Below are 24,571 nucleotides of genomic sequence, written 5' to 3' on the forward strand. Positions count from 1 at the left end.
AGAAGAAACACCCCGTTGCCGATATATGGAAGTGACGCAAGAGCGTACATACAACAAGGCCGAACGATCGTGCCCGCGGGCAGGCTAATCAGCAACGCCCTTGTTTTCGGTCCGAATCTCAGGTGGTAGCTTGCAGCATCTCCATGAACAGCAAAAAACTCCCCAACGAAAGCCGTTTGGCGAACGTTGAGGAGTTTTTGCTCTGTTGCCCTATCACACGATGCGATTAACCGTTTTTAGCTTCGCAAAGATCACAGCATCTACAAAACGCTTTTTCTCATAAAAATATTCCTTTAGTAATCCCTCTTCCATAAAGCCCGCCTTTTCCAAAACCTTTCTTGAGCTATTGTTCCCTCGATGGATCAGAGCTTCAATTCGATTTAATTCAAAGACTTCAAATCCATATTTCAATACGGGTTCCAATACTTCTGCCATATAACCCTGACGCCAATATTTTGGCGATAATTCGTATCCGATCTCAGCCTTATAATGTTTCTTAGCCCACTTATGAAAACCGCAAGTGCCAATGATTCGATCTTCAGATTTAAGACTTATTCCCCATCTAATAGCAAGCGATTGATTAAATTTCTCGTTCCAATTATCGATTAACTCTTCAGCCTGTTTCACTTCCGTGAAGCTGTCCAAATCATAAAATTCCGTCACTTCATCTAATGAGAAATAGTTGAACAAATCGGGCGCATCCTCCGATCGTAATTGTCGGAGAATTAATCTTTCTGTTTCAAGGACTGGAAAGTTCATTGGTCGTCCCTCTCTTCAAGTTTGTTTCAACTGACAGATGTTTTCCGAACGTCCGAAGCCTCAAACAACAACCGTTTGTTCGCGTAGGCGACGGCAGCGCAGCAGGCGTAAAGGATGGCGGAGACGGTGAGCGCCGACTGTACGCCGAGCCAGTCGGTTAATGCGGCCATAAGCAGCGCCGAGATGCCGAATGTTGCGTAGACGAGCGTTCCTTTGGCGGCGAACGCTTGAGGCAATTGATCCGGTTCGATGGATCTCTGGAACAATGTTCGCTGTGCGATATCGCGCAGTTGGAACGCGGGTCCCATCAGGAAGTTTAATACGAGCGCCGCGATCGGGACGTGAATCCATGCGAAGCCGAAAGTCATGGCACTGAATGCGATGGAACCGTACAAGATCGTGTGCCCGAGCTTACGATCGACCCAGCGAGATAAAGCGATGCCGAACGCACCGCCGACGAGCGCGCCGAGCAAGTAACTGGCGTTGATAAAGCCCCACCAATCTTCTCCCCGGTGGAGCAGTTCCTTCACGTAAACGAGCATAACGCCGCCAACGAAAATACCGCCTGCCAAACCTTCGAATAGTTCGAGCATCGAGACTACACGCAGAGCGGGGACTCGCCAAAGGACGAGCCATCCTTCCTGCAGCTTCTCGCGTAAAGTTCGCGGTTGTTCAGACGCCATTTCATCGCGCGAAGCTTTTGCATGAATCTGCTTTTTATCCTCCGTGCGCTCCCGTTCGCGGATAAGAGCCATAGCGATCGTCGCCAGTGCGAACAACGCGAAAGTCGTCCACATGACGTTCTGCGCGCCGATGGCGACGAGCAGCGCAGCCCCTGCCGCCCAACCGGCTAGCCGCACGGTCTGTTCGATCATGGAAAGCAGACCATTCGCTTTCAACAACCGGTGTTTTTCGACGAGCTTTGGCACGATTGCGTTTTTGGCGGGGGTAATCCAGGCTTCCAACCAAGACAGCAGTAAGACGAATAACAGAATAATCGGCGGCGAAATCGGAACGGACGAGACGAACATAGCCAATGTCAGAACGAGCAGAAGCAAAGTTTGGAAAGTTTGTGCATACGTGAGCAGCCTGCCGAGCGCAAAACGTTCCAATGCGATCGGTGCGAGTATGCCGCTGACGAGATTGGCGAAGCATCGCAGGAAAGGGATGGCGGCGGTATAAGCTGCAGAGCCGGTTGCGTCGTACAACAAAGTAATCAATGCGACGATGTAGAGAACATCGCCCAATGCGGATAAAGACTGCCCGGTCCAGAGCAGTCGGAAAGCGTATTTTTGCATAGCGAATAACCCCTTGTTTCGTGGTGTGAAAAATTAGACTTTTGGTTGTAGTTAAGCAAGGGTAGGTTATTCGCGTTTTTTACAATGGACTTCCTCTTCTCCGAGTCGATCTTATATGATGAAAATTAACAGAAAAAGCGGCTTCCGTAAAGGGAAACCGCTAAGCCATGTTTTGGGGAGAAGCGGAACGCAACAAAGCGTGCATCCTGAGCGTCAAACAAACAAAGCAGTATCGAAGTGAAGGGGCCGATAAGGATGTCGAAGCTCACTAGTATTTGCGTATTAATTGCTTTTTTGATAACCGGCTGCAGCGACCGCGACAACCGCAGCTTTTCCCCAGTCGCAGTCGAATCTCCGATGCAAGACGCCAACACAAAGCCGGCTTCGGCTGACGCTTTGGCAACTGTTATCGAGAAGTTGAACGGCAAAGCCCGCAAGCTTGGCCACGACCATTCGATCGATATCTTATGGTACGGCTCTTTTGCCGATTCAATAGAGATGAACGTTCGCAGCTACGGAGATATCGAGCATAAGCTTACGGACGAGGAGTTGGAGGCATTTAAGCAACGCCTGTTCGAGCTGAACGGCGCTCCTTTTTCGATTAAACTCTCTGTCAGCGAGTGCTGCGGTGACAATCTCGCCCCGATCGGTATCGTGACCGAGATCGACAAGGAAAGAAACCGGATCCTCGTCGTGAGTGAAACGAAGAAAAACGGCAATACGAACGACCCGGCCGCCGTATGGATCGGATTAACGGACGACGCGAATGTATACATAGACGGCAAACCCGCACCGCGCGAATTTGGAGACGCCCTTATCGGCAAGGAAGCCCGAGCATGGACGACCGGCCTCGTAGAGGAGTCGTATCCCGAGCAAGTCACTGGCATTAAAGTGATGCTCGATTAGCTGATTCACTCACGATCACACTAAAATACTGTTCAGCCCTCTTGTCGCGGATGCGGCTCAAATTCGACTTGCGGGTATTCGAGCTTTAATTTGTTCAGCGCGGATACGATGATTTTCAGCACAAGATAATCCCGGAACCAGCGATTGTTCGCAGGTACGATATGCCAAGGGTTCGTTTTTGTCCCGGTTGCTTTGAACACAGCTTCATAAGCTTTCGTGTACTCGTCCCAGAATTCCCGCTCGCGCAGGTCGCTCGGATCGAACTTCCAGCGCTTCTCCGGGATTTCCATCCGCTCATTGATTTTCTTTAGCTGGAACTCAGGTGAAATATGAAGAAAAATTTTTATGATCGTCGTACCGTTGTCCGCTAGCATTTTCTCGAAATGTTGAATTTGCTTGAGGCGGGTGGCGGCCGTCTCTTTGTCGATGCGCCCGTGCACGCGGGTGATAAGCACATCCTCGTAGTAGGAGCGGTTAAAAGAAACGATGTAACCTTTGGGAGGCGTCACTTTGTGAGCGCGCCATAAGAAGTCGTGAGCGGCTTCGTCGCCTGTCGGCTGCTTGAAACTTTCAGCGCGAAAACCTTGCGGATTCAGGCCGGCAAGCACCTTTTTGACGACGCCGTCTTTGCCGCTGCAGTCCATCCCTTGGAACAGGATAAGCACTCCGTTCGTTTTGGAGGCGAACAACCTCTCTTGAATATCCACCAGCTCGTCCTTTAACTTGGCGAAACTTTCCTCGACTTCGTCTTTGCTGGCGAACCCTGCGGTGTCTTCAGGATCGAAGTTTTTCAGAAGCACTTTTTTCTTCTCGTCAAGACGGTATGCATCCAGCATGCGTATCGCTCCTCGTTATCGGATAAGTGCCGTATTTCTACTATACTATAGTAAAACAAGTTTCCAACGATTGCTAATCCAGATTTGCAGCGTAAAGGTGGTTCCAACTATGTCTTTATATTATTACTTGACCGCGAGCAACGAGGAAGAGGAAGGGTTGCGGAGAATGGAGGCCCGGGCGCTGTTCGGGACGGAGGGGGAGGGCGGCGGACTGCTATGCGGGACGAAAATCGATCCCGGGCGAAGCCCGTTCCTGAAGCTGCGTGTCGACGTGTTGTTCGAAGCGGCGGAGTTGAGCGGGATCGCGGAACTATCGGCAGATCTTGATCTGGCGGGGTCGACGTTTAAGGTGCTGGCGCTAGACAACGGGGCGAAGGGCGAAGACGGGAAGTTCGATTATGGGGAAAAAAGAGCGATGGAGCGGGCGGTCGGCGGACGGATAAGAGGGACGGCGAATATGCGCGAACCGGACCGGACGTTCGGCTTCGTGCGGGCGGGAGGCAAGTGGCTGTTCGGCGAATGCGCTATGGGCGAAGCCGTATGGCTACGGCATAATGACAAGCCGAGGAAATATTCGACTGCGCTGAGCACGCGCGTCGCCCGTGCGGTTGTGAACATCGCGGTTCCAAGGCCGGAAGGTGTTCGTGCGATCGACCCGTGCTGCGGCATCGGAACAGTGCTCGTCGAAGCGAGGTCGATGGGCATCGACATCGACGGTCGTGAGCTCAATCCGCTGGCGGCGATGGGCGCGCGGGAGAACTTGGCGTACTTCGGCTATGAAGACACTAAAGTCACGCTCGGAGACATGAGGCAAATCACCGAAACGTACGATGCTGCGATCATTGATCTGCCCTATAATCTGTGCTCCGTTTTGCCCGACGAAGAGAAGCTCGAGATGCTCCGGAGTGCGCGGCGTTTCGCACGGCGGGTCGTTCTGGTCACCGTCGAAGACGTCGATCGGTTCGCCGCTGAGGCGGGTTTCGTCATCCGCGACCGCTGTACGGTGAGCAAAGGCAAGTTTGTTCGCTCTGTACTCCTGTGCGAGTAGGGGAAGCGTTGACGCATACGATTGCGCTATATTGGCGGCAGACAATCACTTACGATTACGAAAAGATGCCACACCTTAGAACGAGTTAATGCGCGAGACGCAGTAAATCCCACTCGCGGTGTGTGAATCCGGCCAAGTTAATGCGTCGGGCGCAGTAAATCCCCCTCGCGGCGGATGAATCCGGCCGAGTTAATGCGTCGGGCGCAGTAAATCCTGTTCGCGGTGTGTGAATCCGGCCGAGTTAATGCGCGAGACGCAGTAAATCCCGCTCGTGGCGGATGAATCCGGTCGAGTTAATGCCCGAGACGTATTAATCCTGCTAGATGTAATTTTTCTCGTCTTCCACGTAGGCGAAGCCCCATTTTGCCGGAGTAAAGGATTGAAATTCCGGCGCGTTTCGTCCACAATGGACTGAAAGAAAAACTTAGCGAATGGCGAGGAGAGAAACAGCGATGAAATATATAAGCACGAGAGGGCAAGTCGCGCCGATCGGCTTTATCGATATGTTCCTGATGGGGCTCGGTGAAGACGGCGGCCTGATCGTTCCCGAGCACATTCCGGTAGTGTCGTCGGAGCAGTTTGAAAGCTGGTCAGGGCTCAGCTTCCAGGAGCTCATGTTCGAAGTATTCCCGTTGTACACAAACGGTGAAATCCCCGATGCTGACCTAAAAAAGCTGATTCAAGACAGTTATGCAGGGTTTACGAGCCCTGATGTGCTTCCGTTAACGACGTTAAACGACTCGTTAAGCGTGATGGAGCTGTTTCATGGCCCGACGTTCGCTTTCAAAGACGTTGCCCTTCAACTAATGGGCAACTTGTACGCTTACGTCGCGAAGCAGCGGAATGAAATCATCAACATTCTTGGGGCGACTTCCGGAGACACGGGCGCATCGGCGATCAGCAGTGTCCGTGGCAAAGAAGGCATCCGAATTTGTATTTTGCATCCGAACGGCAAAGTGAGCCGCGTGCAAGAACTGCAGATGACGACCGTGCAGGACGACAACGTGCTGAACTTGTCGGTGAACGGTAATTTCGATGACTGCCAAGGCATTATTAAGGAGCTGTTCGCGGATTTGCCGTTTAAGGCCAAATACCATCTGCGGGCAATTAACTCCATTAATTTCGTGCGTATTCTGGCGCAGTCGGTGTATTACTTCTACGCTTGCTTGCAGTTGCCGAAAGAGAAACGCGCGAACGGCGTCAGTTTCAGCATTCCGACCGGCAACTTTGGTAATATTTTCTCAGGCATGCTTGCGAAAAAAATGGGCGTTCCGATCAACCAACTGCTGCTTGCGACGAACGAGAACAACATTCTCGAGCGGTTCATCCGGGAAGGCGTGTACAAGCCGGAAGGCTTCCGCATGACGCACAGTCCGTCGATGGATATTCAAGTGGCGAGCAACTTCGAGCGTTATTTGTACTATTTCCTCGGGGAAGACGCTGCTGCGGTATCCGCTCGCATGGAGCAGTTTAAATCCGAAGGCCAACTGACGTTTACGGCGGACGAGGTCGCTCGCATCCAGCAGGATTTGTCCGCATACGGCGTTAGTAACGACGAATGCTTGGAGACGATCCGCTCGTATCAGGACCAATACGGCTATTTGTTGGACCCGCATTCCGCATGCGGCATTGCCGCTTACGAGAAAGCGGGGGCGCAAGACGCGGGCGCGTTCGTCTCGCTTGCGACGGCGCACCCGGCTAAGTTCGATGAAGCCATTCGTCTCGTCGGCATAAAGCAGAAGTTTCCGGAGCGGATCGAAGAGCTGTTCGACAAGCCGCAACGGCAAACGGTCGTCGACAATGCCAAAGCAGAAGTCGCGAAACAACTGGAAAATTTCTTCGTCTGAGCTGCGATAACGTTAAATGGAAGTTGAGGGGAACCGTTTTGTTGATTGGAGCGATAGAAGCCGGCGGCACGAAATTCGTGTGCGGCATCGGCAATGAAAACGGCGAAGTGTTGGATCGGGTCAGCTTCCCGACGGAGCAACCGGAGACGACACTCGCGCGAGTGATTGAATATTTCAAGGACAAATCTATCGAAGCGCTTGGTGTCGGGTCTTTCGGGCCGATCGACATCGATCGGACTAGCCCGACGTACGGCAGCGTGACGACGACGCCGAAACCGGGCTGGGCGAATTACCCGGTGCTTCCCGAACTGCGCAAAGCGCTCTCCGTGCCGATCGGCTGGGACACGGACGTGAACGCGGCGGCGCTCGGGGAAGCGACTTGGGGAGCGGCGCGCGGTCTCGATAGCTGCATGTATTACACGATAGGAACAGGCGTCGGGGTCGGCGTCTTTGCCGAAGGCAAGCTCGTGCACGGTATGGTGCATCCCGAAGGCGGACATGTGCTTACACGTCGCCATCCGGAAGACACGTACGCGGGCAAATGCCCTTACCACGGCGATTGCCTGGAAGGGATGGCGGCCGGTCCGGCGATCGAAGCTCGCTGGGGCGTTAAAGGCCATGAACTCGCCGCTGATCACCCGGCTTGGGAGATGGAAGCTTTCTACATCGGGCAAGCGCTCGCGAGTGCTGTGTTGCTGCTGTCGCCGAAGCGGATCATTCTCGGCGGAGGAGTCATGCATCAGATGCAGCTCTTTCCGCTTGTTCGCGAACAAGTGCGCCGCAATTTGAAAGGTTACGTCGTCGCCGCTTCTCTGGAAGCGGGTATCGACGAATACATCGTCCCGCCGGGGCTCGGCGACAATGCTGGTCTCTGCGGCTCGCTTGCGCTCGGCCTCCAAGCGCTTCGCGAAGTAAAATAGTTTCACCCTTAGAACCGTTCCTTCGGGAGCGGTTTTTTGTTGCGCGAATAGCCCAAACGCCCGATACTTCAATTCGCATAAGATGGGAAAGTTATTGACAGCTTACTTGTTTATCATAGATAATATATATGAGCATATATTCATATGTATTATTAAAGCGAGGAATTCACCATGAGCCAGCAACGATTAAATAAGATTTTGTCCGAGGAACATAACGAGGTGTGCACTCATGGTCATGATCATGATCATGATCACGACCATACGCACGATGCTCCAGTCGGTAAGAACCGCAACCGGCAAAACGCTCATTCTCATGCCCACGGTCATGGCCACCACCATCACGGCCACGGCGGACACAGCCACCATCACCACGGAGAAGCAAGGGAAGGCAACAAACGCGGGCTGACGATTGCTTTACTCATTACCGGAGCAATTATGATACTCGAATTCGCGGGCGGTCTCATCACGAACAGTCTCGCGCTGCTGTCCGATTCCGGCCATATGCTCAGCGATGCCAGTTCGCTTGCGCTTAGTCTCGTCGCAATCTGGTTCGCAACGAAACCCGCCTCTCCTCGCAAAACGTTCGGATTCCATCGGTTCGAAATATTGGCCGCGCTCTTTAACGGAGTGACGCTGTTTATCGTTGCCGGTTTTATCCTTTGGGAAGCGATTCGCAGATTCTCGGCTCCACCTGAAGTGTCCAGCTTGTCTATGATTATGATCGCCTGCGTCGGTCTCGCTGCCAACTTATTGAGTGCTTTTGCCCTTATGAGGCAAGGGGATGTGAAAAACAACATCAACTTACGCAGCGCATACTTGCACGTCCTCGGCGATGCGCTAGGTTCGGTCGGGGCTGTTGCGGCAGGCATTATTATGCTTGTTACGGACTGGTATATTGCGGACCCGATTATTAGTGTTCTCGTTTCTCTGTTGATTTTGCGTTCGACGTGGGGCGTCGTGAAGCACACTGTCCATGTTCTGATGGAAGGTACTCCGGATGGTGTCGATCAAGCAGAAGTGAAAGAGGCGCTTGTTGCGATCGAAGGCGTGTCGGGTGTTCATAATTTGCACATATGGACGATCACATCTGGGATGCATGCGCTAAGCTGCCATCTGCTCGTCGAAGACGGGGCGCAAGCCCAGCGCATATTACAGCAGGCTATCAGTCTGCTTGAACAATCTTTTGACATCGAGCATGCGACCATTCAAATTGAGACGACGGAAATTCAGCATCCGAACATTAACGTTTTCTAACGTGATTCTAAGAAAGAAGAAAAAACGTTCCTGCGACCGCTTTTGCGTTCTCCTTGGTAAATTATCGGTATAAATGATTGTGTTATAGTCATTCCAACAGCAAAGTTGCCGATAGAAGGCAGCTAGAACCGGCTTGGAGGAATGATGACAGGATGATGAACAAATGGATGGCGAAAACGGTACTCGCTTGCGGCATCGCGGGTATGGCGCTTCTCGGTTCGATGGCCGGACACGCGCCGAAGGCGAGCGCGGCAACGCAGCAATCGCTCGATCTGATCTCATTCGGCAAGACGTTTCAAGGAACTCCGTATCAGTTCGGCGCGACGCCAGGCATTACTTATGCGTTCGACTGCTCCTCGTTCGTGCAATATATTTTAGGTAAATTCGGTATCGACCTTCCAAGGACTTCGATCTCTCAAGCGTACGAGGGGGAAAAAGTCGACAAGGCGTACTTAAGCGTCGGCGACCTTGTTTTTTTCCAGACGAACGGTTACAGCATCAGCCATGTAGCGATTTACGCGGGTAGTGGCAAAATACTTCACGCAAGCAGCAGTCAAGGCGTCACCGTATCGGACATGAACACGAGCTATTGGCGCAGCGCCTACGTAACGGCTCGTCGCGTTCTTTAAGAGGTTGTTAAAAAAGCTTGAATATAAAAGAAGGAGCGGCTCATATGGGCCGCTCCTTCTTTTAGTTAGCGCAGAACTGCACCTGTCCCTTATACCTCGTCAAGGGAGATGCACCATAAGATGGTCAAACCGTCTTGCAGTATGCTGGCAGCGTGCTAAGTGCTCCATAAGATGGTCAAACCGTCTTGCAGTACGCTGGCAGCGTGCTAAATGAACGATAAGATGGTCAAACCGTCTTGCAGTACGCTGGCAGCGTGCTAAATGAACGATAAGATGGTCAAACCGTCTTGCAGTACGCCGGCAGCGTGCTAAATGCACCATAAGATGGTCAAACCAACTTGCAGTACGCAATGCCGCCAAAAACCATGAAAACATGGCAACAGGCTAGCGTAATCACTTTTTATCGAACGCCGTCGTGAAAGCTTTCTCGAGATCGGCTGCGCTTTCGGAAATGATGAATAGCACGTAGTTGCCTTTGACGACGATTTTGTAGTTTTTCGCATTTTCGTACTGGTCAGGCAAATAATGCTCGAACATTTTCTGCACATCTTCGGCGCGTTTAACGATGCCTTTCTTGATCGCGTCGATCGATTTGGCGTTTTTCACCTCGAACACGGCGATCTCGTTTGTTTTGATGTTGATGAGCGGTGCGCGGACCGAGAAGCTGGCGAGCGTCGACGTATCGATGCCGTAGCTTTCTTTAATCTGATCGGCGGACATTTCGTTCAGATGAGGTTGTTCGACTGCTTTAAGCATTGCGTCAACGATGTCGCTCGAGGCAGGGCCTACAGCCGGGCTTGGGCTCGGAGACGGTGTCGGCTTTGGTTTTGGTTTTTCTGTCGGTTTCGGCGTTGGCGTTGGCTTCTTTGACGGTTCGGGTTTCTTGGTCGGCGTCGGCTCTTTCGATGGTTCAGGATCTTTGCTCGGTTTCGGACTTGGCGTCGGCGTCTCGCTTGGACTCGCCGAGGGGCTCTCGGAAGGGCTTGCCGAAGGGCTTTCGGAAGCTTCTTCGCTAGGCGAGGCGCTCGGGCTACCCGAAGGGCTTGCGCTGGCGGAGCTGGAAGGCGAGGCGCCTGGCGTGGAACCGCCGTTATTGTTGCCGCTGCAAGCGGACAGGGCGCTGCCCAAAATCATCGTTGTAAGAATAACAATCAGTGCGCGTTTTTTCATTGTTGATATCTCCCTTACTGATCGTGTGATTTAGTTGTCGATCTTCATGATTTCTGTGTTGCCGACGAATGTCGCGGTGTTGAATAACATGAGCGTATTCGTGATGCCGTTAGCTTTCATGTAATCGGCGATACTTCCGTTATAGTAGCGGATGTCGATGACATGGATTTCTTTAACGTGTTGAGTCAAGAATGGAAGGAAAGCATGTGCGTAAGAGTCTTTCACGACGAGCAGCTTATCCAGATCGGCTTGGCCGTCACCGAAGTCGCTCTTTAACTTCATAAGTGCATGAACGCCGCCCAGAAAGTACGAATATTGGTCCTTTTTCCGAAGAAAGCTATCGTCGTACAGGCTCGGAAGCGTCTCGTCCGTATCCGCGACGTAGACTTCCGTATGCGTCTGCTTTTTCGGCACGAACGCCTGAATCTCATCCGGCTTCAGCATGCTGAACTGTCCGCGTGTATGGAAGCTGCCGAGGAAAGATTCGCTGACTGTTGTTACATCGAAATCAGTGATCGACAACGGCTTCCACCCCATCTGTCTGGCGTAAGCTTCGTAGGCGTAATAAGCGCCTAGCGTCTTCCAGTGATGGTCCGTCCGATAATAGAGGTTTTCCGTCGCATGCGGACGTAGGAATTCAAAGCCGTCCATGTACGTCAGATTGCCGATTCCTTGCAGTCGGTCTGCAATCGCGTCATTAACATTTTTTTGCGGATAGTTAGGCGCTTTCCATGGCAATCGTTCCGGATACATGCCAACGGAAGTCGGCACGAGCATAAACGCTACATTCGTCTCCGGGTGCATGGCGGCGAACTGTTTTACCACATCGGCGTATTTTGCGACAAGCGCCGCATCCGGTTCCGAGAACTTCTCGAATAAGTATCCGTCCTTGCCTTTATAGATGCCGTTGTTCTCCTGTTGCAACCGCATTTGCTCGAAAGCCGATTTAACCGACACCCAGTCCCCGCGAAGCGGAAAATGATCCGTGACGAACTTCTCAGTATCGTCCGCGAACTTCTTGGACATCAGGTTGTCCCAGGTGAGCCGAGGCACAGCTTGCAAATAACGGTTTTCCAGCTCGGAGAACTTGACGACCGGCGAAAGGATGAACGTCAGCGACAAGAGGAACAGCGTCGCGACGAATCCGACCGCAAGCGACCGTTCCGATTTGTTGTTGATCATGCTGTTATCCCCTTGTCGTTAAAATCGGAAATAGAGAAACGGATTAAAGGTTGCGTCGACCAGATAAGAGACCGACAGGAAAAACAATCCTGCGCACCAGACGACATTCGCGGCGGCACGAACGCCTCCACCCATCGCCGGAGCTGTGGAAGCGCGTTTCTTCCACGCTAGGGAAGCCATGATCAGCAGGGTGAGCAGAAGCGCATTCGTATACGCGAAGTAGATCGTTAAGTCGTCCCAGATCGGACGTCCGCTCAGCCCGAACATAGCGGCAAGGTAACTGCCGACTTTCGGCAGCTCATCGAAGGCGAACAACGCCCATCCGACGAGAATAAGCACAATAGCGTAACTATGCCTGATCCATCGCGGCGCTTTGGCGAGCAGACGGAGCCCGGCCCATTTTTCAAAGACGAGAATGACGCCGAAGTAGAGTCCCCATAGCATGAAGTTCCAAGCTGCGCCGTGCCATATGCCGGTCAGTACCCAGACGATCAGAATGTTGCGCAACTGTTTGCCGAGCCCGCGTCGATTGCCGCCAAGCGGGATATAGACGTAATCCTTGAACCAACTGCTCAAGGAGATGTGCCATCTTCTCCAGAAGTCGGTAATGCTTTGCGCGGTATACGGCTTGTTGAAGTTTTCGTTAAACCGGAAACCGAACATCAACCCAAGTCCGATGGCCATCTCGGAATAACCGCTGAAATCAAAGTAAATCTGGAAAGCGAAGGCGACGATGCCTAGCCAAGCGGTAAGCACAGGCAAAGTGCCGATATCCGTGTCAGAGATCGCGTGCCAGAGCAGGCCGATGTTGTTGGCGAGCAGCACTTTTTTGGCGAGTCCAATGATGAACCGACGTACGCCTTCCGAGAACATGGCTATCGTGACCCGGCGTTCCCCGAGCTGCTCTGCAATCGTGTTATACTGCACGATCGGCCCCGCGACGAGTTGCGGGAACAGGGCGACGAACGTACCGAAGTCGATCCAATTGCGTTGAGCTTTCGCCGTCCCCCGATAGACGTCGATAATGTAGGACATCGATTGGAACGTATAGAACGAGATGCCGATCGGCAGTGCAAGCTCAGAAAGCGGAATGTCCGTGCCGAGCATGGCGTTGACGTTCCCGATAAGGAAATCGGCGTATTTGAAATAGGACAGCAATGCCAGATTGACGATGACCGAGGCGACAACAATCGCTTTCCTGCGTTTCGGTCCCCATTCCGGCTTGCTCAGAAGCAACCCGAAAATGAAATCCGTCACGGTGGAAATCAGCATAATGACGATGTAGACCGGCTCGCCCCATGCGTAGAAGACGAGGCTGGCCAAGAACAGCATCAGGTTTTTCAGCCTGCGCGGCGACAGCCAGTAGAGCAGCAACACGGCAGGCAAGAACAGGAATAGGAAAAGCAGGCTGCTGAACACCATAGCCGGTTACTTCGTTGCGAAGAAGTTATCGTATGCTTTAACAGCTTCGTCCGCTTTCTCCGAGATGACAAACAAGATGTAATTTCCTTTGACGACCAGTTTATAGTTTTTGGCGTTCTCATAGGGCTTCGGCAAATAGGTCTCGAACATCTTCTGCACGTCGAGGGCGCGCTGCTTGACCGCCGCTTCGACGGTTGCGACGTCTTTGGCGTCTTTCACTTTCAAGATGGCGATCTCATCCGACATCAAGTTAACGGAAGGTGTGCGGATATCATAGGCTTCGAGCAAAGCAAGGTCGAGCTTCTGGTAATATTCTTTCGCCATTTTCTCGTCCAGTTCAAGCAGCGGCGGTTGCTCGATTTGCTTAAGTATTTGTTCAACCATTTCTTTGGGAGTCGCAGAAGGTTCTACCGCCTTTTCTTTGCCGCTGGAGCAAGCGCTCAACATTGCGCCTAGAATTACAGTCAATAACAATGCAATAACAGATTTTTTCTTCATGTTGCACTCTCCTAGATGGGTTTTTGCGAATTCGACAAGACTACTGACGCGGTCCAAGGAAAAAAGGTTACAGCAAAAAAGTTTGACGGAAGTTGTAGACGCGAAAACGAGGGAATCCCGCTTGATTTTCGAACTTTAGGAAAATTTAGGAATGGTCGTCTCGAAAGATGGGCGGCAATCGATTATAATTGAATTGGCTCCTGCGAAAATTGAAACTTTTTGGACGGGCTGTCGTAAATGAGATAGCGAACACTTGAATAACTGCAATCCATAATAGATTTCGGAAGGAGTTCTCACTTCAATGACGATTTCGCTTGTAAAAGGACAGAAAATTGATTTGACGAAAGGTAATGCCGGATTGACCAACATCGTGGTCGGTCTTGGTTGGGACCCCGTCGAGAAGAAGGGGTTCTTCAGCTCCAAGAAAATCGATATCGACTGCGACGCTTCCGCGCTATTGCTCGACGAGAATGGCAAACTTCACGGTAAGAACCTTGTCTGCTTCCATAACCTGAGAAGCCCGGAAGGTTCCGTCGTTCACTCCGGCGACAACCGTACGGGAGAAGGCGAAGGCGACGACGAGCAAATTCAAGTCGATCTTGCTCGCGTACCTGCGAATATTCATAAAGTTTTGTTCGTCGTTAACATCTACGATTGCATCAACCGCAAACAGGATTTCGGCATGATCAAGTCCGCATACATTCGCGTGTTGAATAAGCAGAACGACCAAGAGCTTGCTCGCTATAACTTGACGGAGAATTATGCGGGCAGAACGGCGCTGATCGTCGGCGAAATCTATCGCAATAACGGAGAGTGGAAGTTCAGCGCGATTGGCGAAGGCACGAATTCCGCCCACGTCGATTTACTCGCTCGCGACTATATGTAATGGCACACCAATCCAAATTTCATTGAAAAGGGGCAACAACAAATGACAATCAGCTTATCCAAAGGGCAAAAAATCGATTTGACGAAAACAAACCCAGGTTTGACGAAAGTACTTGTGGGCCTTGGATGGGATACGAACAAGTATGACGGTGGCAAGTCGTTTGACCTGGATGCTTCCGCGTTTTGCCTGAACGCAGGCGGCAAAGCTCCGACCGAGAAAGATTTTGTATTCTACAATAACTTGAAAAATGCGAATGGCTCTGTTGCCCATACGGGAGACAACTTGACAGGCGAAGGCGACGGAGACGACGAGCAATTGAAAGTCAACCTTGCCGAAGTTCCTGCTGATATCGAGAAAGTATCTTTCTGCATTACGATCCATGAAGCGCTCGAGCGCAGTCAGAATTTCGGACAAGTATCGAACGCGTTCGTTCGCATCGTTAATGAGGACTCCGGGGAGGAACTGATCCGTTACGATCTGGGCGAAGACTTCTCCGTCGAGACGGCGATTGTCGTCGGCGAGTTGTACCGCCACGGCGGCGAATGGAAGTTCAATGCGGTTGGCGCCGGCTACAGAGACGGACTCACCGGATTGTGCAAAGATTTCGGGCTAATGTAAGGCATCGATGCGATAAGCTGAGAGGGGACCGCCTGAACGGCAAGTCGCGGTTCCCTCTTTTTTTAATTGAAGGAGGCATTGGCAATGGCGGTCAATTTATCCAAAGGACAGAAGGTCGACTTGACCAAGTCCAATCCCGGGCTCGTGAAAGTGAACGTCGGTCTTGGCTGGGATACGAACAAGTACGACGGGGGAAGCGCGTTCGACCTCGACGCATCCGCATTCTGCCTGAATGCGAACGGCAAGGTGAATTCTGATCGCGATTTCATGTTCTATAACAACAAAACGGGAGCGAACGGCGGCATCGTGCTTTCCGGCGACAATCAGACGGGCGAAGGCGCGGGAGACGACGAGACGATGTCGATCAACCTGAGCCTGATTCCCGCCGACATTCAGAAGATCGCTTTTTGCATTACGATTCACGATGCGGCGGCGCGCAATCAGAACTTCGGACAAGTAGCGAACTCCTATGTCCGCATTTTCACGGAAAGCGGCGAAGAGTTGATTCGCTACGATCTTGGGGAGGATTTCTCGATCGAGACGGCTGTTGTCGTGGGAGAGTTGTACCGCTATAACAGCGACTGGAAATTCAGCGCCGTCGGCGGCGGTTACCGCGACGGATTGGGCGGCTTATGTCGCGACTTCGGCGTTCAAGTATAAGGAGGAATATACGCGATGACGATCAGCTTATCCAAAGGACAAAGAATCGATTTGACGAAGATGAACCCGGGCTTGAAGAATGCCATTCTCGGACTCGGTTGGGATACGAACAAGTATGCGGGCGGCCAAGAGTTCGATCTGGACGCGTCGGCATTCCTGCTTCATGAGAACGGCAAAGCAAACGGAATCGAAGATTTCGTGTTTTATAACAATCTCAATGCATACGGCGGAGCGGTCGTTCATACGGGCGACAATCGCGACGGCGAAGGCGAGGGGGACGACGAGCAGATCAAGCTTGATTTCTCGAAAATTCCCGCGCACATTCACCGGATCGGCATTACGGTTACGATTCATGATGCGGCTGCGCGTATGCAAAATTTCGGGCAAGTGTCCAATGCTTTCGTCCGCCTGGTGGACGAAGCGACCGGAGCGGAAATTCTTCGCTACGATCTGGGTGAAGATTTCTCCGTGGAGACGGCGATCGTCTTCTGCGAATTGTATCGCAATGGCGGGGAATGGAAGTTCCAGGCGGTCGGGTCCGGGTTCTCCGGCGGCTTGTCCGCGCTTGCCAATAACTACGGGCTTGATGCTAAGTAAACCTGCTCCCCTCGGAGTATTCAGACACGCCCTAGCAACGGAGGTTTCCGCTGAATGTCGATGTTAATCGTTAAAGGCCAAAAAACGGACGTTACCAAAGGAAACCCGTCGCTGCAGCGTATCGTTGTCGGGATGGGCTGGCAAGCGGACGCCGGATTAGATCTCGATTTGTCGGTTTTCCTGCTGCGAGGGAATGGCAAAGTCGGTTCCGATCACGATCTTGTGTTCTACTCCAATCCGGCAGGCGGGGCCGGCTCCGTCTCCCTGACAGAAGCGGAACGAAAAAGCTATGGCGGACAAGCGGATCGCGAGCAGGTTAACATACGGCTCGATGCCGTGCCGCAAGAAGTCGAACGAATCTCGTTCTCCCTGACGATCTACGAGGGAGACCAACGCAAACAAAATTTCTCGCTTGCGAAAGACGCGTATATACGAATTGTCGACGAAGCGACGGGCAGCGAAATCGTTCGCTACACGCTTGGGAATTCGTTTAACGTCGAGACAGCGATTGTTGTCGGAGATCTGTATCGGCACAGCGGGGAATGGAAGTTCAACGCAGTCGGTGCCGGGTATTCCGGCGGTCTGGCCTCCTTATGCGCGAGCTTCGGCATCGATGTGAAGGAAGAGGCGCGGTCGTCAGAGCAGTCTTCCCGGCAATCTGCAGCGGGACAAGCTGCACCGGTAGCCGAACCGCCGCCGAAGCCCGTTCCATCGGCGCCGCCCGCTGCAACGCCTCCGTCTTCGATCCGGCTGGATAAGATCGAGCTCCGCAAGAAGGGCGACGTCATTAATCTGCAGAAAAACACGGATACCGGTACACTGGGCGAAATTCTCGTTAACTTGAACTGGAACCAACGCAAGTCGGGAGGTTTGTTCAAGTCTTCCAAGGGGGTGGACCTCGACCTCGGCTGTCTGTACGAGCTGAAAGACGGTAGCAAAGGCGTTGTTCAGGCGTTAGGCAACTCGTTCGGGAATCTTCAGCGTGTGCCATTTGTGGCGCTTGATGGAGACGACCGGACTGGGGCTGTCGCAGGCGGGGAGAACTTGCGCATTAACGGAGCCCAAGTTGCGAGAATCAAACGCATCGTCGTGTTTGCCTTCATCTACGAAGGCATTGCCGATTGGTCGGAAGCCGACGGAGTGGTAACCGTCAAGCAGACGGGAGGGCCGGATATCATCGTGCGAATGGACGAGTATAACAACAGAAAAGGGATGTGCGCCATCGCGATGATTCAGAACGTTAACGATCAGACGTTCAGCGTCGAGAGGCTTGTACAGTTTTTCAGCGGCCATCAAGAGTTGGACAAGGCGTACGATTGGAATATGCGTTGGGTAAAAGGTAGCAAGTAGAAAGTGGGCACATTCCCGGGTATCCGGGCAGGAGGAACAACATGGCAGACTTTTTTCATAGTTTTATAGATAACTTTTCAAGTTTTTTTAACTGGGAGCATATGTCTTCGCTGCTGGCGGAGCCATCCACATGGGGCATTATCGGCACGCTGGTCATTCTTGAAGGCTTGCTCTCCGCGGACAATGCGCTTGTGCTTGCCGTCATGGTTCGCCACTTGCCGAAAGAGCAGCAGAAGAAAGCTTTGTTTTACGGGATCATCGGCGCTTATATATTTCGTTTTCTCGCTATCGGCATCGGTACGTATCTCGTCAAGATAACGTGGATCAAGGTCGCCGGCGGCTTGTATTTGCTCTGGATCGCACTTAGCAATTTGTTTAACCTCGAGTTTGCGTTGGCACGTGTCGGCGGAGTGAAATTGCTGCCATACATTCGCCGCAAGAGCGAGGAGGATCAGGCGGAAGAAGCGGCCGGCAACAGCGGGCTCGGCTTCTGGCGCACAGTGCTCATGGTGGAAGCGATGGATATCGCGTTCAGTATCGACAGTGTTCTCGCGGCGTTCGGCGTCAGCGAAGAAGTGTGGGTGTTGTTCCTCGGCGGTATTCTCGGCGTTCTGATGATGCGCGGCGTCGCTCAAGTGTTCCTCAAATTGATCGAGAAGTTCCCGGAACTGGAAAAAGCGGCGTTTATTCTGATCGTCGTCATCGGCGGCAAAATGATCGCGGGCGCGTTTCACTACGAACTGCCGCACGTTGTGTTCTTCCCGATCTTGATCGCGATTTTCGTCGGCACGATGATCTACAGCTCAGTCAAGCAAAAGTCGGATCGTTCGAAGGGCACATCGGAATCCGCCTGATCTAGAAAGTCGACACGGACGGCGCGCAATCGCGTAATAAAGGAACGGGATATCCCTCATGTTCAGATGAGGGATATTTTGCAATAAGGGGGTGTGGATCAGTGAAGTATTTCGACTATTTGACGCCCGAAGAGATGAATGCCTTATTCTTTCATCGGCCTGCGGCGTTCGACAATCGTGACGACAGGGAACTGCTTGCGTATGCGGTAGGAGCGGCATTGTACATGCCTGCCTTGCGGGCGTCGATCGCGGAGGAGCTCTTAGCGAGAAAAATTCGCGGGCTGACATCTGTCGTACTCGATCTAGAGGATGCAGTCGGAGACGATCAGGTCGCGCTAGCTGAGCAAGGGCTCTGCGAGACGATGGACAAGCTTGGCGGATATTTGCGGCACGGCATGATGGACGAAGAAGCGCTGCCGCTTATTTTCATCCGCGTACGTTCCGTGCAGCAATGCCGGGACATAATTTCAAGGCTTGCGGGCCATGCGCATCTCGTGACCGGTTTTGTTTTCCCGAAGTTTACGGCGGAGACGGGGGAAGCGTACTTCCGCATTCTCGCGGAGTATAATCGCTATAGGCCAGAGGGAACTCCCCTATTGTACGGCATGCCGATTCTGGAGACGCCGGATGTCATTTTCAAGGAAAGTCGACTCGCATCGCTTACGGCGATCTATGAGGTGCTGACAGATTACCGGGACTACGTTCTGAATGTCCGTATTGGGGCGACCGACTTCTCGGGCATCTTCGGCCTGCGGCGCAACCCGGATATGACGATCTACGACATTGCCGTCATTCGGGACTGTGTCGCGGACATTATTAACATGTTCGGCAGGGAAGGCAGTCGCTACGTCATCTCCGGTCCCGTGTGGGAATATTTCAAAAGCGACAGGGTGTTGAAGCCGCAACTGAGACAGACGCCTTTCGCGGAGTCGATGGGCAAGGACGGGCTGCGGTTGCGCATGTCCTACCTGGACCATTACGTGGACGGACTGATTCGCGAGGTTGCGTATGACAAGGAAAACGGCATCGTCGGCAAGACGGTGATCCACCCTTCCCACTTGCAGCCGGTTCAGGCGATGTACGTCGTCACCCACGAGGAATATATCGACGCCGCCAGCATTATCTCCAATAGCGGGGGCGGGCTGGGCGTTATGAAGAGCGAGTACGAGAACAAGATGAATGAAATCAAGCCGCATCTGAGCTGGTCCAATCGGATTATGCGCAGAGCCAGAATATTCGGGGTGTTGCATGAGGGAATCAACTTCACCAGTCTTCTCGCCGACGAAGCGAGAGCGGGAGCGCTCGTATAGCCTGGCCGGCGGGCTGTCCGTTCGCGTGGCCGTCACGCGCAGCCCATACGGGCTGGAGCAGGCGGACTTGTTCGGCATGGCGGCGCGGAAAAACAAAAAGCGAGGATTCCTGTTCGTCAGCAAAGCGCTAGGCAAACATATCGCCGTCCACCCGGCGCTAGGATTGACGGCAGGCGCGCTGTTAGGCGACTTGTATGCCACGACTATGCTTGGGCGAAAGTCGACGATCGACGGCGATCTGGTCAGATCGGCGTTCGCGGGAGACTCGCGATCGACGGATACGCTGTACAAGCAGCTCATAACGGACAAAATCCGGCTTAACGAGCCGACACTATTCATTGGCTTCGCAGAGACGGCGACGGCGCTCGGGCATAGCATGTTTGACATTTTCGCCGGCAATGTCGCGTATGCGCATTCGACACGAGAGCGTGTTGCGTCGATGCGACCGCTTCTTGCGTTCGAGGAGGAGCATTCCCACGCAACGGCGCACCGCTGCTATGCGGACGACGAGACGTTGTTCCGGGAAGCATCGCGCATCGTGCTCGTCGACGACGAACTGACGACGGGCAAGACGGCGCTTAATATCATTAAGGAATTGCATGAAACGTTTGGGCAGCGGGATTTTGTCGTGGCCAGCTTGCTCGATTGGCGGTCTCCGGCGAGCCGCAGTCGGTTCGCGGACATGGAACGGGATCTTGGCGTTACGATTAGGTGTCTGTCCCTGATGGAAGGGGATATTGACGTAAGCGGCGAGCCTGAAGAGGTAACTTCTGAAGGGACGTCGGAGGTAGAACCGTCGAGCGTATCAGTCGAGGGAAATTTCGATCGCATCGACATATCCGGCTTGTTTGCACATGCGGAAGCCGCGTACTTGAAGCACACAGGACGGTTCGGCGTGACGGCGCGACAGGGCGAGGAACTGGACAGCGAAGTGGCGAAGGCTGCGGAGGCGCTAAGAGCGGTTCGTACGGGGAGGCTCATCGTATGCATCGGCACCGGCGAGTTTATGTTCGTACCGATGCGTATCGCGGCGCAACTCGGGGAAGGCGTTGTGTTCCAATCGACGACGCGCAGTCCGATCCATCCGTTGCGCGAGCCGGAATATGCGGTAACGTCGGCGTACCGCTTCGATGCGGTCGACGATTCCGAGGTGGCGAATTTCGTTTACAATATCGAGCCTGGGCAATACGACGAGGCGTTCGTATTCGTTGAACGGACATATGACGCGGAGCCGGGCGAATCGTTCGAAATGGCGCTGCGGGAGCTTGGCATCCCGTCCGTACGCATTGTCGCTTTCGGCGGCGGATCGGAGATAAGATTATGATTTACACGAGACCTGACGGCATTCAACTGGCATCGCCTGTTCCAATGGGCAGCTATTCTCCAGACGATGTCGTATTTCTGCTCAAGGATTTGAGCGCGATCGCTTTGGAGAGAGGAACGGAGGATCGCGAGGAGGCGATTCAGGGCGGCAAGCATTATTCGGAAATGCTGCCGATTGAATACCAGCCTTCTGAGCCATATCTCCGGTTGTACGAGGAGACGCTTCGCGGTACAGCGAGGCGGGTGGCGACGGCGGCAGCCGTCGTCGCCGAACAGATTATGGCGAAGCGAAGCGGAGATGTCGTGCTCGCTTCGTTAGCGAGAGCGGGGACGCCGATCGGCGTTCTGATTAAGCGCTATATGCGCGAATTCGGCGACGGCCGCAATCCCGCCCATTACAGCATCTCGATTATCCGTGGGAAAGGTATCGACGACAACGCGCTGTTCTATATGCTGCAAAAGCATCCCGAAGCGGACATCCAGTTCATCGACGGTTGGACCGGCAAGGGCGCGATCCGTAAGGCGCTCATTCAGGCATGCGACAAGTTCAAACGCGATTACGGCATTCGACTAAGCGATGATCTTGCGGTGCTCGCCGATCCGGGGCGCTGCTCGGAAACATACGGAACGCAAGAAGATTTCCTGATCCCGAGCGCCTGTCTGAACGCAACGGTGTCCGGCTTGATGAGCCGAACCGTGCTGCGGGACGATCTTGTAGGCCCCGGCGACTTTCACGGCGCCAAGTACTATCGCGAGTGGACGGCAGAAGACCGTTCGAACGCATATGTCGACGAGATAGCCCGCCATTTCAACGATGTACGCACAGAGGCGCGCAATATTGCGGCCGACCTGCTTCGGCGGAAGGACGAGAATGCGACATGGAAGGGCGAGTCGGACGTGCGCCGCATACAGCGCGATTATGGCATCGACGACGTCAATCTCGTCAAACCTGGCGTAGGTGAAACAACGAGGGTGTTATTGCGTCGGGTACCGTGGAGAATTCTCGTTAATGACCGCGACAATCCGCATCTCGCGCCGATTCTTATGCTGGCCTCCGAACGGGGCGTACCCGTAGAGGAATATCCGGATTTGACCTATTCCTGCTGCGGATTGATTAAGCCGCTTGGGAGGGATGAACGATGATATTCGCCAGCGATCTCGATCGGACGCTTATTTATTCGCGCAGCTCGATGGGACCATTCGAAGCGGAAGATGAGCTTATTCCCGTCGAGTATTACGATGGCGGTGCACATTCGTTTATGACAAGACGGGTGGTGGCACTGTTGCGAGCGTTGAACGATCAGGGGCTGTTTGTCCCGGTCACGACGAGAACGACAGAGCAGTATATGCGAGTACACGGCATTAGCGAAGGGCTGCGGCCGCGTTACGCCATCGTCAGCAACGGAGCCCGCATACTCGAAGCCGGATTGCCCGACCCGGAATGGGAGAGCGCGGTACAAGCCGCTGTTCGGTCGACGTGCGCGCCGGGTGATGACATCGAGCGGCTATTCGAGCAATTGGCTGCAGCGGGGGCGTATCGCAGGAAAGACATGCGCGACGAGTTGTTTCGCATGTACATCGTCGATAGGGAACGTCTGGGAGAAGCGATCGTGCCGGAACTAGAACGACTTGCGCAAGGCAGCGGTTGGACATTCTCGCTACAGGGTCGCAAGCTGTACCTGATGCCCGAACCCGTGAGCAAAGGCGCGGCCGTCAGGTATGTCAAGGAAAGAACGGGAGCGGGGCATGTGTTCGGGGCGGGCGACAGCCTTCTCGATGCAAGCTTGCTCGATGTCGCAGACGAAGCGATTGCCCCGCGCCATGGAGAGTTGTATGCCCGGTACGGTGCTGCGAGCAAGTACCGATTCACCTCCCGGTCAGGCATCGGGGCATCAGAGGACATTTTAGAGGAAATCAGCAACCGGCTGGAGGTCGAAAGCGCATCATGAGCGGCAAAGTAACGAACGTTTACTTCAATCGGTGGTTTTCGACCGCGTATCATTATATGAACATGATCCGGGACAACCCGGATGGCGAGCAATTCCGCTTCTACGGCACTCATCCGGATATTAACCATATGTCGCTTCAGGCGTGCGATCATGCGGAAACGGAACCGGCGCTTCGCGGAACTGCCTATGTAGACTTCGCGCTCGACTTTTGCCGCAGGCATCGGATCGATCTGTTCGTGCCCCGATTGAACATGCTGGACATCTCTCGTGAGATAGACAGATTCGAGGAAATCGGCACTCGGGTCATCGCATGCCGCGACGCAGACTTGCTTGAAGCGATTGTAGAGAAGGACAAGTTTTACGAATCGATGGCGGGAGAGGACATCGTCACAATTCCGGATTACGAGCTTGCCGAGACGCCGGAACAATTTCGCTCCGCATACACGAAGCTTGTTTCCCGTGGCCATCGGGTCTGCTTCAAACCGACGGAAGCCGAAGGCGGGATGGGCTTTCGGATCATCGACGATCAGCTTGACTCGTTCGCAACGCTTTATGGTCACGTGACGCTAGCGATGACGTTCGAGCAGGCGTATGCCGCTCTTGCAGGAGCTGAGACATTTCCGAAGCTTATGGTCATGGAAATGCTCGAAGGGGACGAGTATTCGATCGACTGCCTGGCAGATGCCGAAGGCAAGCTGCTGGCCGCCGTTCCGAGAAGGAAACTGGCCGGGCGCGTATATGAGATGGACGCTGTTCCGGAATTGATGGAAATCGCGGAGCGGATCGCCGTAAAATGTCGTATTCCGTATGTATACAACGTCCAAGTGAAATACGGACAAGGCGTGCCGAAGCTGCTAGAGATCAATCCTCGCATGTCCGGCGGCTTGTATCTGACTTGTCTGACGGGTGTTAACATGCCGTATCTTGCGGTGCAAGCGGGACTCGGCCGTCCATTCGAGGTACCGAAGCCTCGTTACGGCATCCGAGCCAGTTATGTCGAACAGGCCATCTTGCTGGCCGATTCCGAGGCAAAAAGCGGAACAACCGATTCGGAAATTGACGTAGGCTGACGAAAACCCTAAACTGAGATCATTAGACCGCAAGGGCGTGTCTGGAAACTCCGAGGGCAGCAGATTTTGCCGAATTTTCGTTCCATGCAAGGCGCGATTGTGCAGGCGTACCGGAGGTACGTCAAACAAGAGGAACGCAGCAGGGGGCGAAAAGGCGGTGAAAGATGCCCCTGAGCGGGTTTGCA

The 24,571-nt window shown here is 53.4% G+C and carries 24 protein-coding genes; 17 read left to right on the plus strand and 7 right to left on the minus strand.

Annotation, left to right across the window (positions count from 1 at the left end):
• Positions 1-213: 213 nt before the first annotated feature.
• Both ACFPOF_RS17185 and ACFPOF_RS17190 read right to left on the minus strand, forming a co-directional pair.
• Entirely contained in the window at positions 214-759 is a 546-nt protein-coding gene (locus ACFPOF_RS17185) for a GNAT family N-acetyltransferase (protein ID WP_378134802.1), read from the minus strand.
• A 26-nt stretch (positions 760-785) separates the two neighbouring features.
• On the minus strand, positions 786-2,057 hold the full coding sequence (locus ACFPOF_RS17190) for an MFS transporter (protein ID WP_378134804.1): 1,272 nt from the start codon (positions 2,055-2,057) through the stop codon (positions 786-788).
• Between the two features lie 255 nt (positions 2,058-2,312).
• On the opposite strand from ACFPOF_RS17190, the gene ACFPOF_RS17195 reads away from it, so the two are divergent.
• Positions 2,313-2,963 carry a hypothetical protein gene (locus tag ACFPOF_RS17195; protein ID WP_378134806.1) on the plus strand — a complete coding sequence of 217 codons (651 nt, stop codon included), beginning with the start codon at positions 2,313-2,315 and terminating at the stop codon, positions 2,961-2,963.
• Between the two features lie 32 nt (positions 2,964-2,995).
• Here the strand turns inward: ACFPOF_RS17195 and ACFPOF_RS17200 are convergent, their stop codons facing one another.
• Positions 2,996-3,799: a PPK2 family polyphosphate kinase gene (locus ACFPOF_RS17200; RefSeq protein WP_378134808.1), complete on the minus strand. Its 804-nt coding sequence runs from the start codon at positions 3,797-3,799 to the stop codon at positions 2,996-2,998.
• Between the two features lie 109 nt (positions 3,800-3,908).
• Here ACFPOF_RS17200 and ACFPOF_RS17205 point away from each other — a divergent pair, with 109 nt between their 5' ends.
• The 5 genes from ACFPOF_RS17205 to ACFPOF_RS17225 all read left to right on the plus strand — a co-directional run bounded on the left by ACFPOF_RS17205 (position 3,909) and on the right by ACFPOF_RS17225 (position 9,497).
• The gene (locus tag ACFPOF_RS17205; RefSeq protein WP_378134810.1) at positions 3,909-4,847 is read left to right on the plus strand and encodes a TRM11 family SAM-dependent methyltransferase; all 939 of its coding nucleotides are present in this window, start codon (positions 3,909-3,911) and stop codon (positions 4,845-4,847) included.
• Between the two features lie 452 nt (positions 4,848-5,299).
• On the plus strand, positions 5,300-6,694 hold the full coding sequence (gene thrC / locus ACFPOF_RS17210) for a threonine synthase (protein WP_378134812.1): 1,395 nt from the start codon (positions 5,300-5,302) through the stop codon (positions 6,692-6,694).
• Between the two features lie 38 nt (positions 6,695-6,732).
• The gene (locus tag ACFPOF_RS17215; protein ID WP_378134814.1) at positions 6,733-7,614 is read left to right on the plus strand and encodes an ROK family protein; all 882 of its coding nucleotides are present in this window, start codon (positions 6,733-6,735) and stop codon (positions 7,612-7,614) included.
• A 171-nt stretch (positions 7,615-7,785) separates the two neighbouring features.
• Positions 7,786-8,868, plus strand: a complete 1,083-nt coding sequence (locus tag ACFPOF_RS17220) for a cation diffusion facilitator family transporter (protein ID WP_378134816.1) — start codon at positions 7,786-7,788, stop codon at positions 8,866-8,868.
• Between the two features lie 152 nt (positions 8,869-9,020).
• Positions 9,021-9,497 (plus strand): C40 family peptidase, encoded by a 477-nt coding sequence (locus ACFPOF_RS17225; protein ID WP_378134818.1) that lies wholly within the window; start codon positions 9,021-9,023, stop codon positions 9,495-9,497.
• A 393-nt stretch (positions 9,498-9,890) separates the two neighbouring features.
• Here the strand turns inward: ACFPOF_RS17225 and ACFPOF_RS17230 are convergent, their stop codons facing one another.
• From ACFPOF_RS17230 to ACFPOF_RS17245, 4 genes are read right to left on the minus strand one after another with little or no spacing between them, the layout of a single operon-like run.
• Positions 9,891-10,667, minus strand: a complete 777-nt coding sequence (locus tag ACFPOF_RS17230; protein WP_378134819.1) for a DUF4358 domain-containing protein — start codon at positions 10,665-10,667, stop codon at positions 9,891-9,893.
• Positions 10,668-10,697: 30 nt separating this feature from the next.
• Positions 10,698-11,849, minus strand: a complete 1,152-nt coding sequence (locus ACFPOF_RS17235) for a DHHW family protein (protein WP_378134821.1) — start codon at positions 11,847-11,849, stop codon at positions 10,698-10,700.
• An 18-nt stretch (positions 11,850-11,867) separates the two neighbouring features.
• Complete coding sequence (locus tag ACFPOF_RS17240) at positions 11,868-13,271, minus strand: MBOAT family O-acyltransferase (RefSeq protein WP_378134823.1); 1,404 nt, start codon at positions 13,269-13,271, stop codon at positions 11,868-11,870.
• Positions 13,272-13,277: 6 nt separating this feature from the next.
• Positions 13,278-13,769: a DUF4358 domain-containing protein gene (locus ACFPOF_RS17245; protein ID WP_378134825.1), complete on the minus strand. Its 492-nt coding sequence runs from the start codon at positions 13,767-13,769 to the stop codon at positions 13,278-13,280.
• A 301-nt stretch (positions 13,770-14,070) separates the two neighbouring features.
• On the opposite strand from ACFPOF_RS17245, the gene ACFPOF_RS17250 reads away from it, so the two are divergent.
• The 11 genes from ACFPOF_RS17250 to ACFPOF_RS17300 all read left to right on the plus strand — a co-directional run bounded on the left by ACFPOF_RS17250 (position 14,071) and on the right by ACFPOF_RS17300 (position 24,386).
• Positions 14,071-14,655: a TerD family protein gene (locus tag ACFPOF_RS17250; protein ID WP_378134827.1), complete on the plus strand. Its 585-nt coding sequence runs from the start codon at positions 14,071-14,073 to the stop codon at positions 14,653-14,655.
• A 42-nt stretch (positions 14,656-14,697) separates the two neighbouring features.
• Complete coding sequence (locus tag ACFPOF_RS17255; protein ID WP_378134829.1) at positions 14,698-15,273, plus strand: TerD family protein; 576 nt, start codon at positions 14,698-14,700, stop codon at positions 15,271-15,273.
• A gap of 84 nt (positions 15,274-15,357) precedes the next feature.
• The gene (locus tag ACFPOF_RS17260) at positions 15,358-15,933 is read left to right on the plus strand and encodes a TerD family protein (protein WP_378134831.1); all 576 of its coding nucleotides are present in this window, start codon (positions 15,358-15,360) and stop codon (positions 15,931-15,933) included.
• A gap of 15 nt (positions 15,934-15,948) precedes the next feature.
• Positions 15,949-16,530, plus strand: a complete 582-nt coding sequence (locus ACFPOF_RS17265; RefSeq protein ID WP_378134833.1) for a TerD family protein — start codon at positions 15,949-15,951, stop codon at positions 16,528-16,530.
• Between the two features lie 54 nt (positions 16,531-16,584).
• Positions 16,585-17,880, plus strand: coding sequence for a TerD family protein (locus tag ACFPOF_RS17270; protein WP_378134835.1), 1,296 nt, complete (start codon positions 16,585-16,587; stop codon positions 17,878-17,880).
• A 41-nt stretch (positions 17,881-17,921) separates the two neighbouring features.
• Complete coding sequence (locus tag ACFPOF_RS17275) at positions 17,922-18,734, plus strand: TerC family protein (RefSeq protein ID WP_378134836.1); 813 nt, start codon at positions 17,922-17,924, stop codon at positions 18,732-18,734.
• Positions 18,735-18,835: 101 nt separating this feature from the next.
• Positions 18,836-20,044, plus strand: coding sequence for an HpcH/HpaI aldolase/citrate lyase family protein (locus ACFPOF_RS17280; protein ID WP_378134838.1), 1,209 nt, complete (start codon positions 18,836-18,838; stop codon positions 20,042-20,044).
• Entirely contained in the window at positions 19,983-21,368 is a 1,386-nt protein-coding gene (locus ACFPOF_RS17285) for a phosphoribosyltransferase family protein (RefSeq protein ID WP_378134840.1), read from the plus strand. The genes ACFPOF_RS17280 and ACFPOF_RS17285 overlap by 62 nt, the downstream gene beginning before the upstream one ends.
• Positions 21,365-22,510 carry a cysteine protease StiP family protein gene (locus tag ACFPOF_RS17290; RefSeq protein WP_378134842.1) on the plus strand — a complete coding sequence of 382 codons (1,146 nt, stop codon included), beginning with the start codon at positions 21,365-21,367 and terminating at the stop codon, positions 22,508-22,510. The genes ACFPOF_RS17285 and ACFPOF_RS17290 overlap by 4 nt, the downstream gene beginning before the upstream one ends.
• Complete coding sequence (locus ACFPOF_RS17295; RefSeq protein ID WP_378134844.1) at positions 22,507-23,316, plus strand: HAD family hydrolase; 810 nt, start codon at positions 22,507-22,509, stop codon at positions 23,314-23,316. The genes ACFPOF_RS17290 and ACFPOF_RS17295 overlap by 4 nt, the downstream gene beginning before the upstream one ends.
• Entirely contained in the window at positions 23,313-24,386 is a 1,074-nt protein-coding gene (locus ACFPOF_RS17300; protein WP_378134846.1) for an ATP-grasp domain-containing protein, read from the plus strand. The genes ACFPOF_RS17295 and ACFPOF_RS17300 overlap by 4 nt, the downstream gene beginning before the upstream one ends.
• Positions 24,387-24,571 lie beyond the last annotated feature (185 nt).

It is taken from the genome of Cohnella soli (assembly GCF_042655525.1).
Lineage (GTDB): Bacteria > Bacillota > Bacilli > Paenibacillales > Paenibacillaceae > Cohnella > Cohnella soli.

Bases quoted from the DNA above. Each gene is read 5' to 3' on its own strand.
- ACFPOF_RS17185 (WP_378134802.1), bottom strand. From the start codon at position 759: ATGAACTTTCCAGTCCTTGAAACAGAAAGATTAATTCTCCGACAATTA.
- ACFPOF_RS17265 (WP_378134833.1), top strand. From the start codon at position 15,949: ATGACGATCAGCTTATCCAAAGGACAAAGAATCGATTTGACGAAGATG.
- ACFPOF_RS17250 (WP_378134827.1), top strand. From the start codon at position 14,071: ATGACGATTTCGCTTGTAAAAGGACAGAAAATTGATTTGACGAAAGGT.
- ACFPOF_RS17235 (WP_378134821.1), bottom strand. From the start codon at position 11,849: ATGATCAACAACAAATCGGAACGGTCGCTTGCGGTCGGATTCGTCGCG.
- thrC (WP_378134812.1), top strand. From the start codon at position 5,300: ATGAAATATATAAGCACGAGAGGGCAAGTCGCGCCGATCGGCTTTATC.
- ACFPOF_RS17245 (WP_378134825.1), bottom strand. From the start codon at position 13,769: ATGAAGAAAAAATCTGTTATTGCATTGTTATTGACTGTAATTCTAGGC.
- ACFPOF_RS17260 (WP_378134831.1), top strand. From the start codon at position 15,358: ATGGCGGTCAATTTATCCAAAGGACAGAAGGTCGACTTGACCAAGTCC.
- ACFPOF_RS17300 (WP_378134846.1), top strand. From the start codon at position 23,313: ATGAGCGGCAAAGTAACGAACGTTTACTTCAATCGGTGGTTTTCGACC.
- ACFPOF_RS17295 (WP_378134844.1), top strand. From the start codon at position 22,507: ATGATATTCGCCAGCGATCTCGATCGGACGCTTATTTATTCGCGCAGC.
- ACFPOF_RS17275 (WP_378134836.1), top strand. From the start codon at position 17,922: ATGGCAGACTTTTTTCATAGTTTTATAGATAACTTTTCAAGTTTTTTT.
- ACFPOF_RS17225 (WP_378134818.1), top strand. From the start codon at position 9,021: ATGATGAACAAATGGATGGCGAAAACGGTACTCGCTTGCGGCATCGCG.
- ACFPOF_RS17230 (WP_378134819.1), bottom strand. From the start codon at position 10,667: ATGAAAAAACGCGCACTGATTGTTATTCTTACAACGATGATTTTGGGC.
- ACFPOF_RS17205 (WP_378134810.1), top strand. From the start codon at position 3,909: ATGTCTTTATATTATTACTTGACCGCGAGCAACGAGGAAGAGGAAGGG.
- ACFPOF_RS17255 (WP_378134829.1), top strand. From the start codon at position 14,698: ATGACAATCAGCTTATCCAAAGGGCAAAAAATCGATTTGACGAAAACA.
- ACFPOF_RS17240 (WP_378134823.1), bottom strand. From the start codon at position 13,271: ATGGTGTTCAGCAGCCTGCTTTTCCTATTCCTGTTCTTGCCTGCCGTG.
- ACFPOF_RS17285 (WP_378134840.1), top strand. From the start codon at position 19,983: ATGAGGGAATCAACTTCACCAGTCTTCTCGCCGACGAAGCGAGAGCGG.
- ACFPOF_RS17220 (WP_378134816.1), top strand. From the start codon at position 7,786: ATGAGCCAGCAACGATTAAATAAGATTTTGTCCGAGGAACATAACGAG.
- ACFPOF_RS17190 (WP_378134804.1), bottom strand. From the start codon at position 2,057: ATGCAAAAATACGCTTTCCGACTGCTCTGGACCGGGCAGTCTTTATCC.
- ACFPOF_RS17195 (WP_378134806.1), top strand. From the start codon at position 2,313: ATGTCGAAGCTCACTAGTATTTGCGTATTAATTGCTTTTTTGATAACC.
- ACFPOF_RS17270 (WP_378134835.1), top strand. From the start codon at position 16,585: ATGTCGATGTTAATCGTTAAAGGCCAAAAAACGGACGTTACCAAAGGA.
- ACFPOF_RS17290 (WP_378134842.1), top strand. From the start codon at position 21,365: ATGATTTACACGAGACCTGACGGCATTCAACTGGCATCGCCTGTTCCA.
- ACFPOF_RS17200 (WP_378134808.1), bottom strand. From the start codon at position 3,799: ATGCTGGATGCATACCGTCTTGACGAGAAGAAAAAAGTGCTTCTGAAA.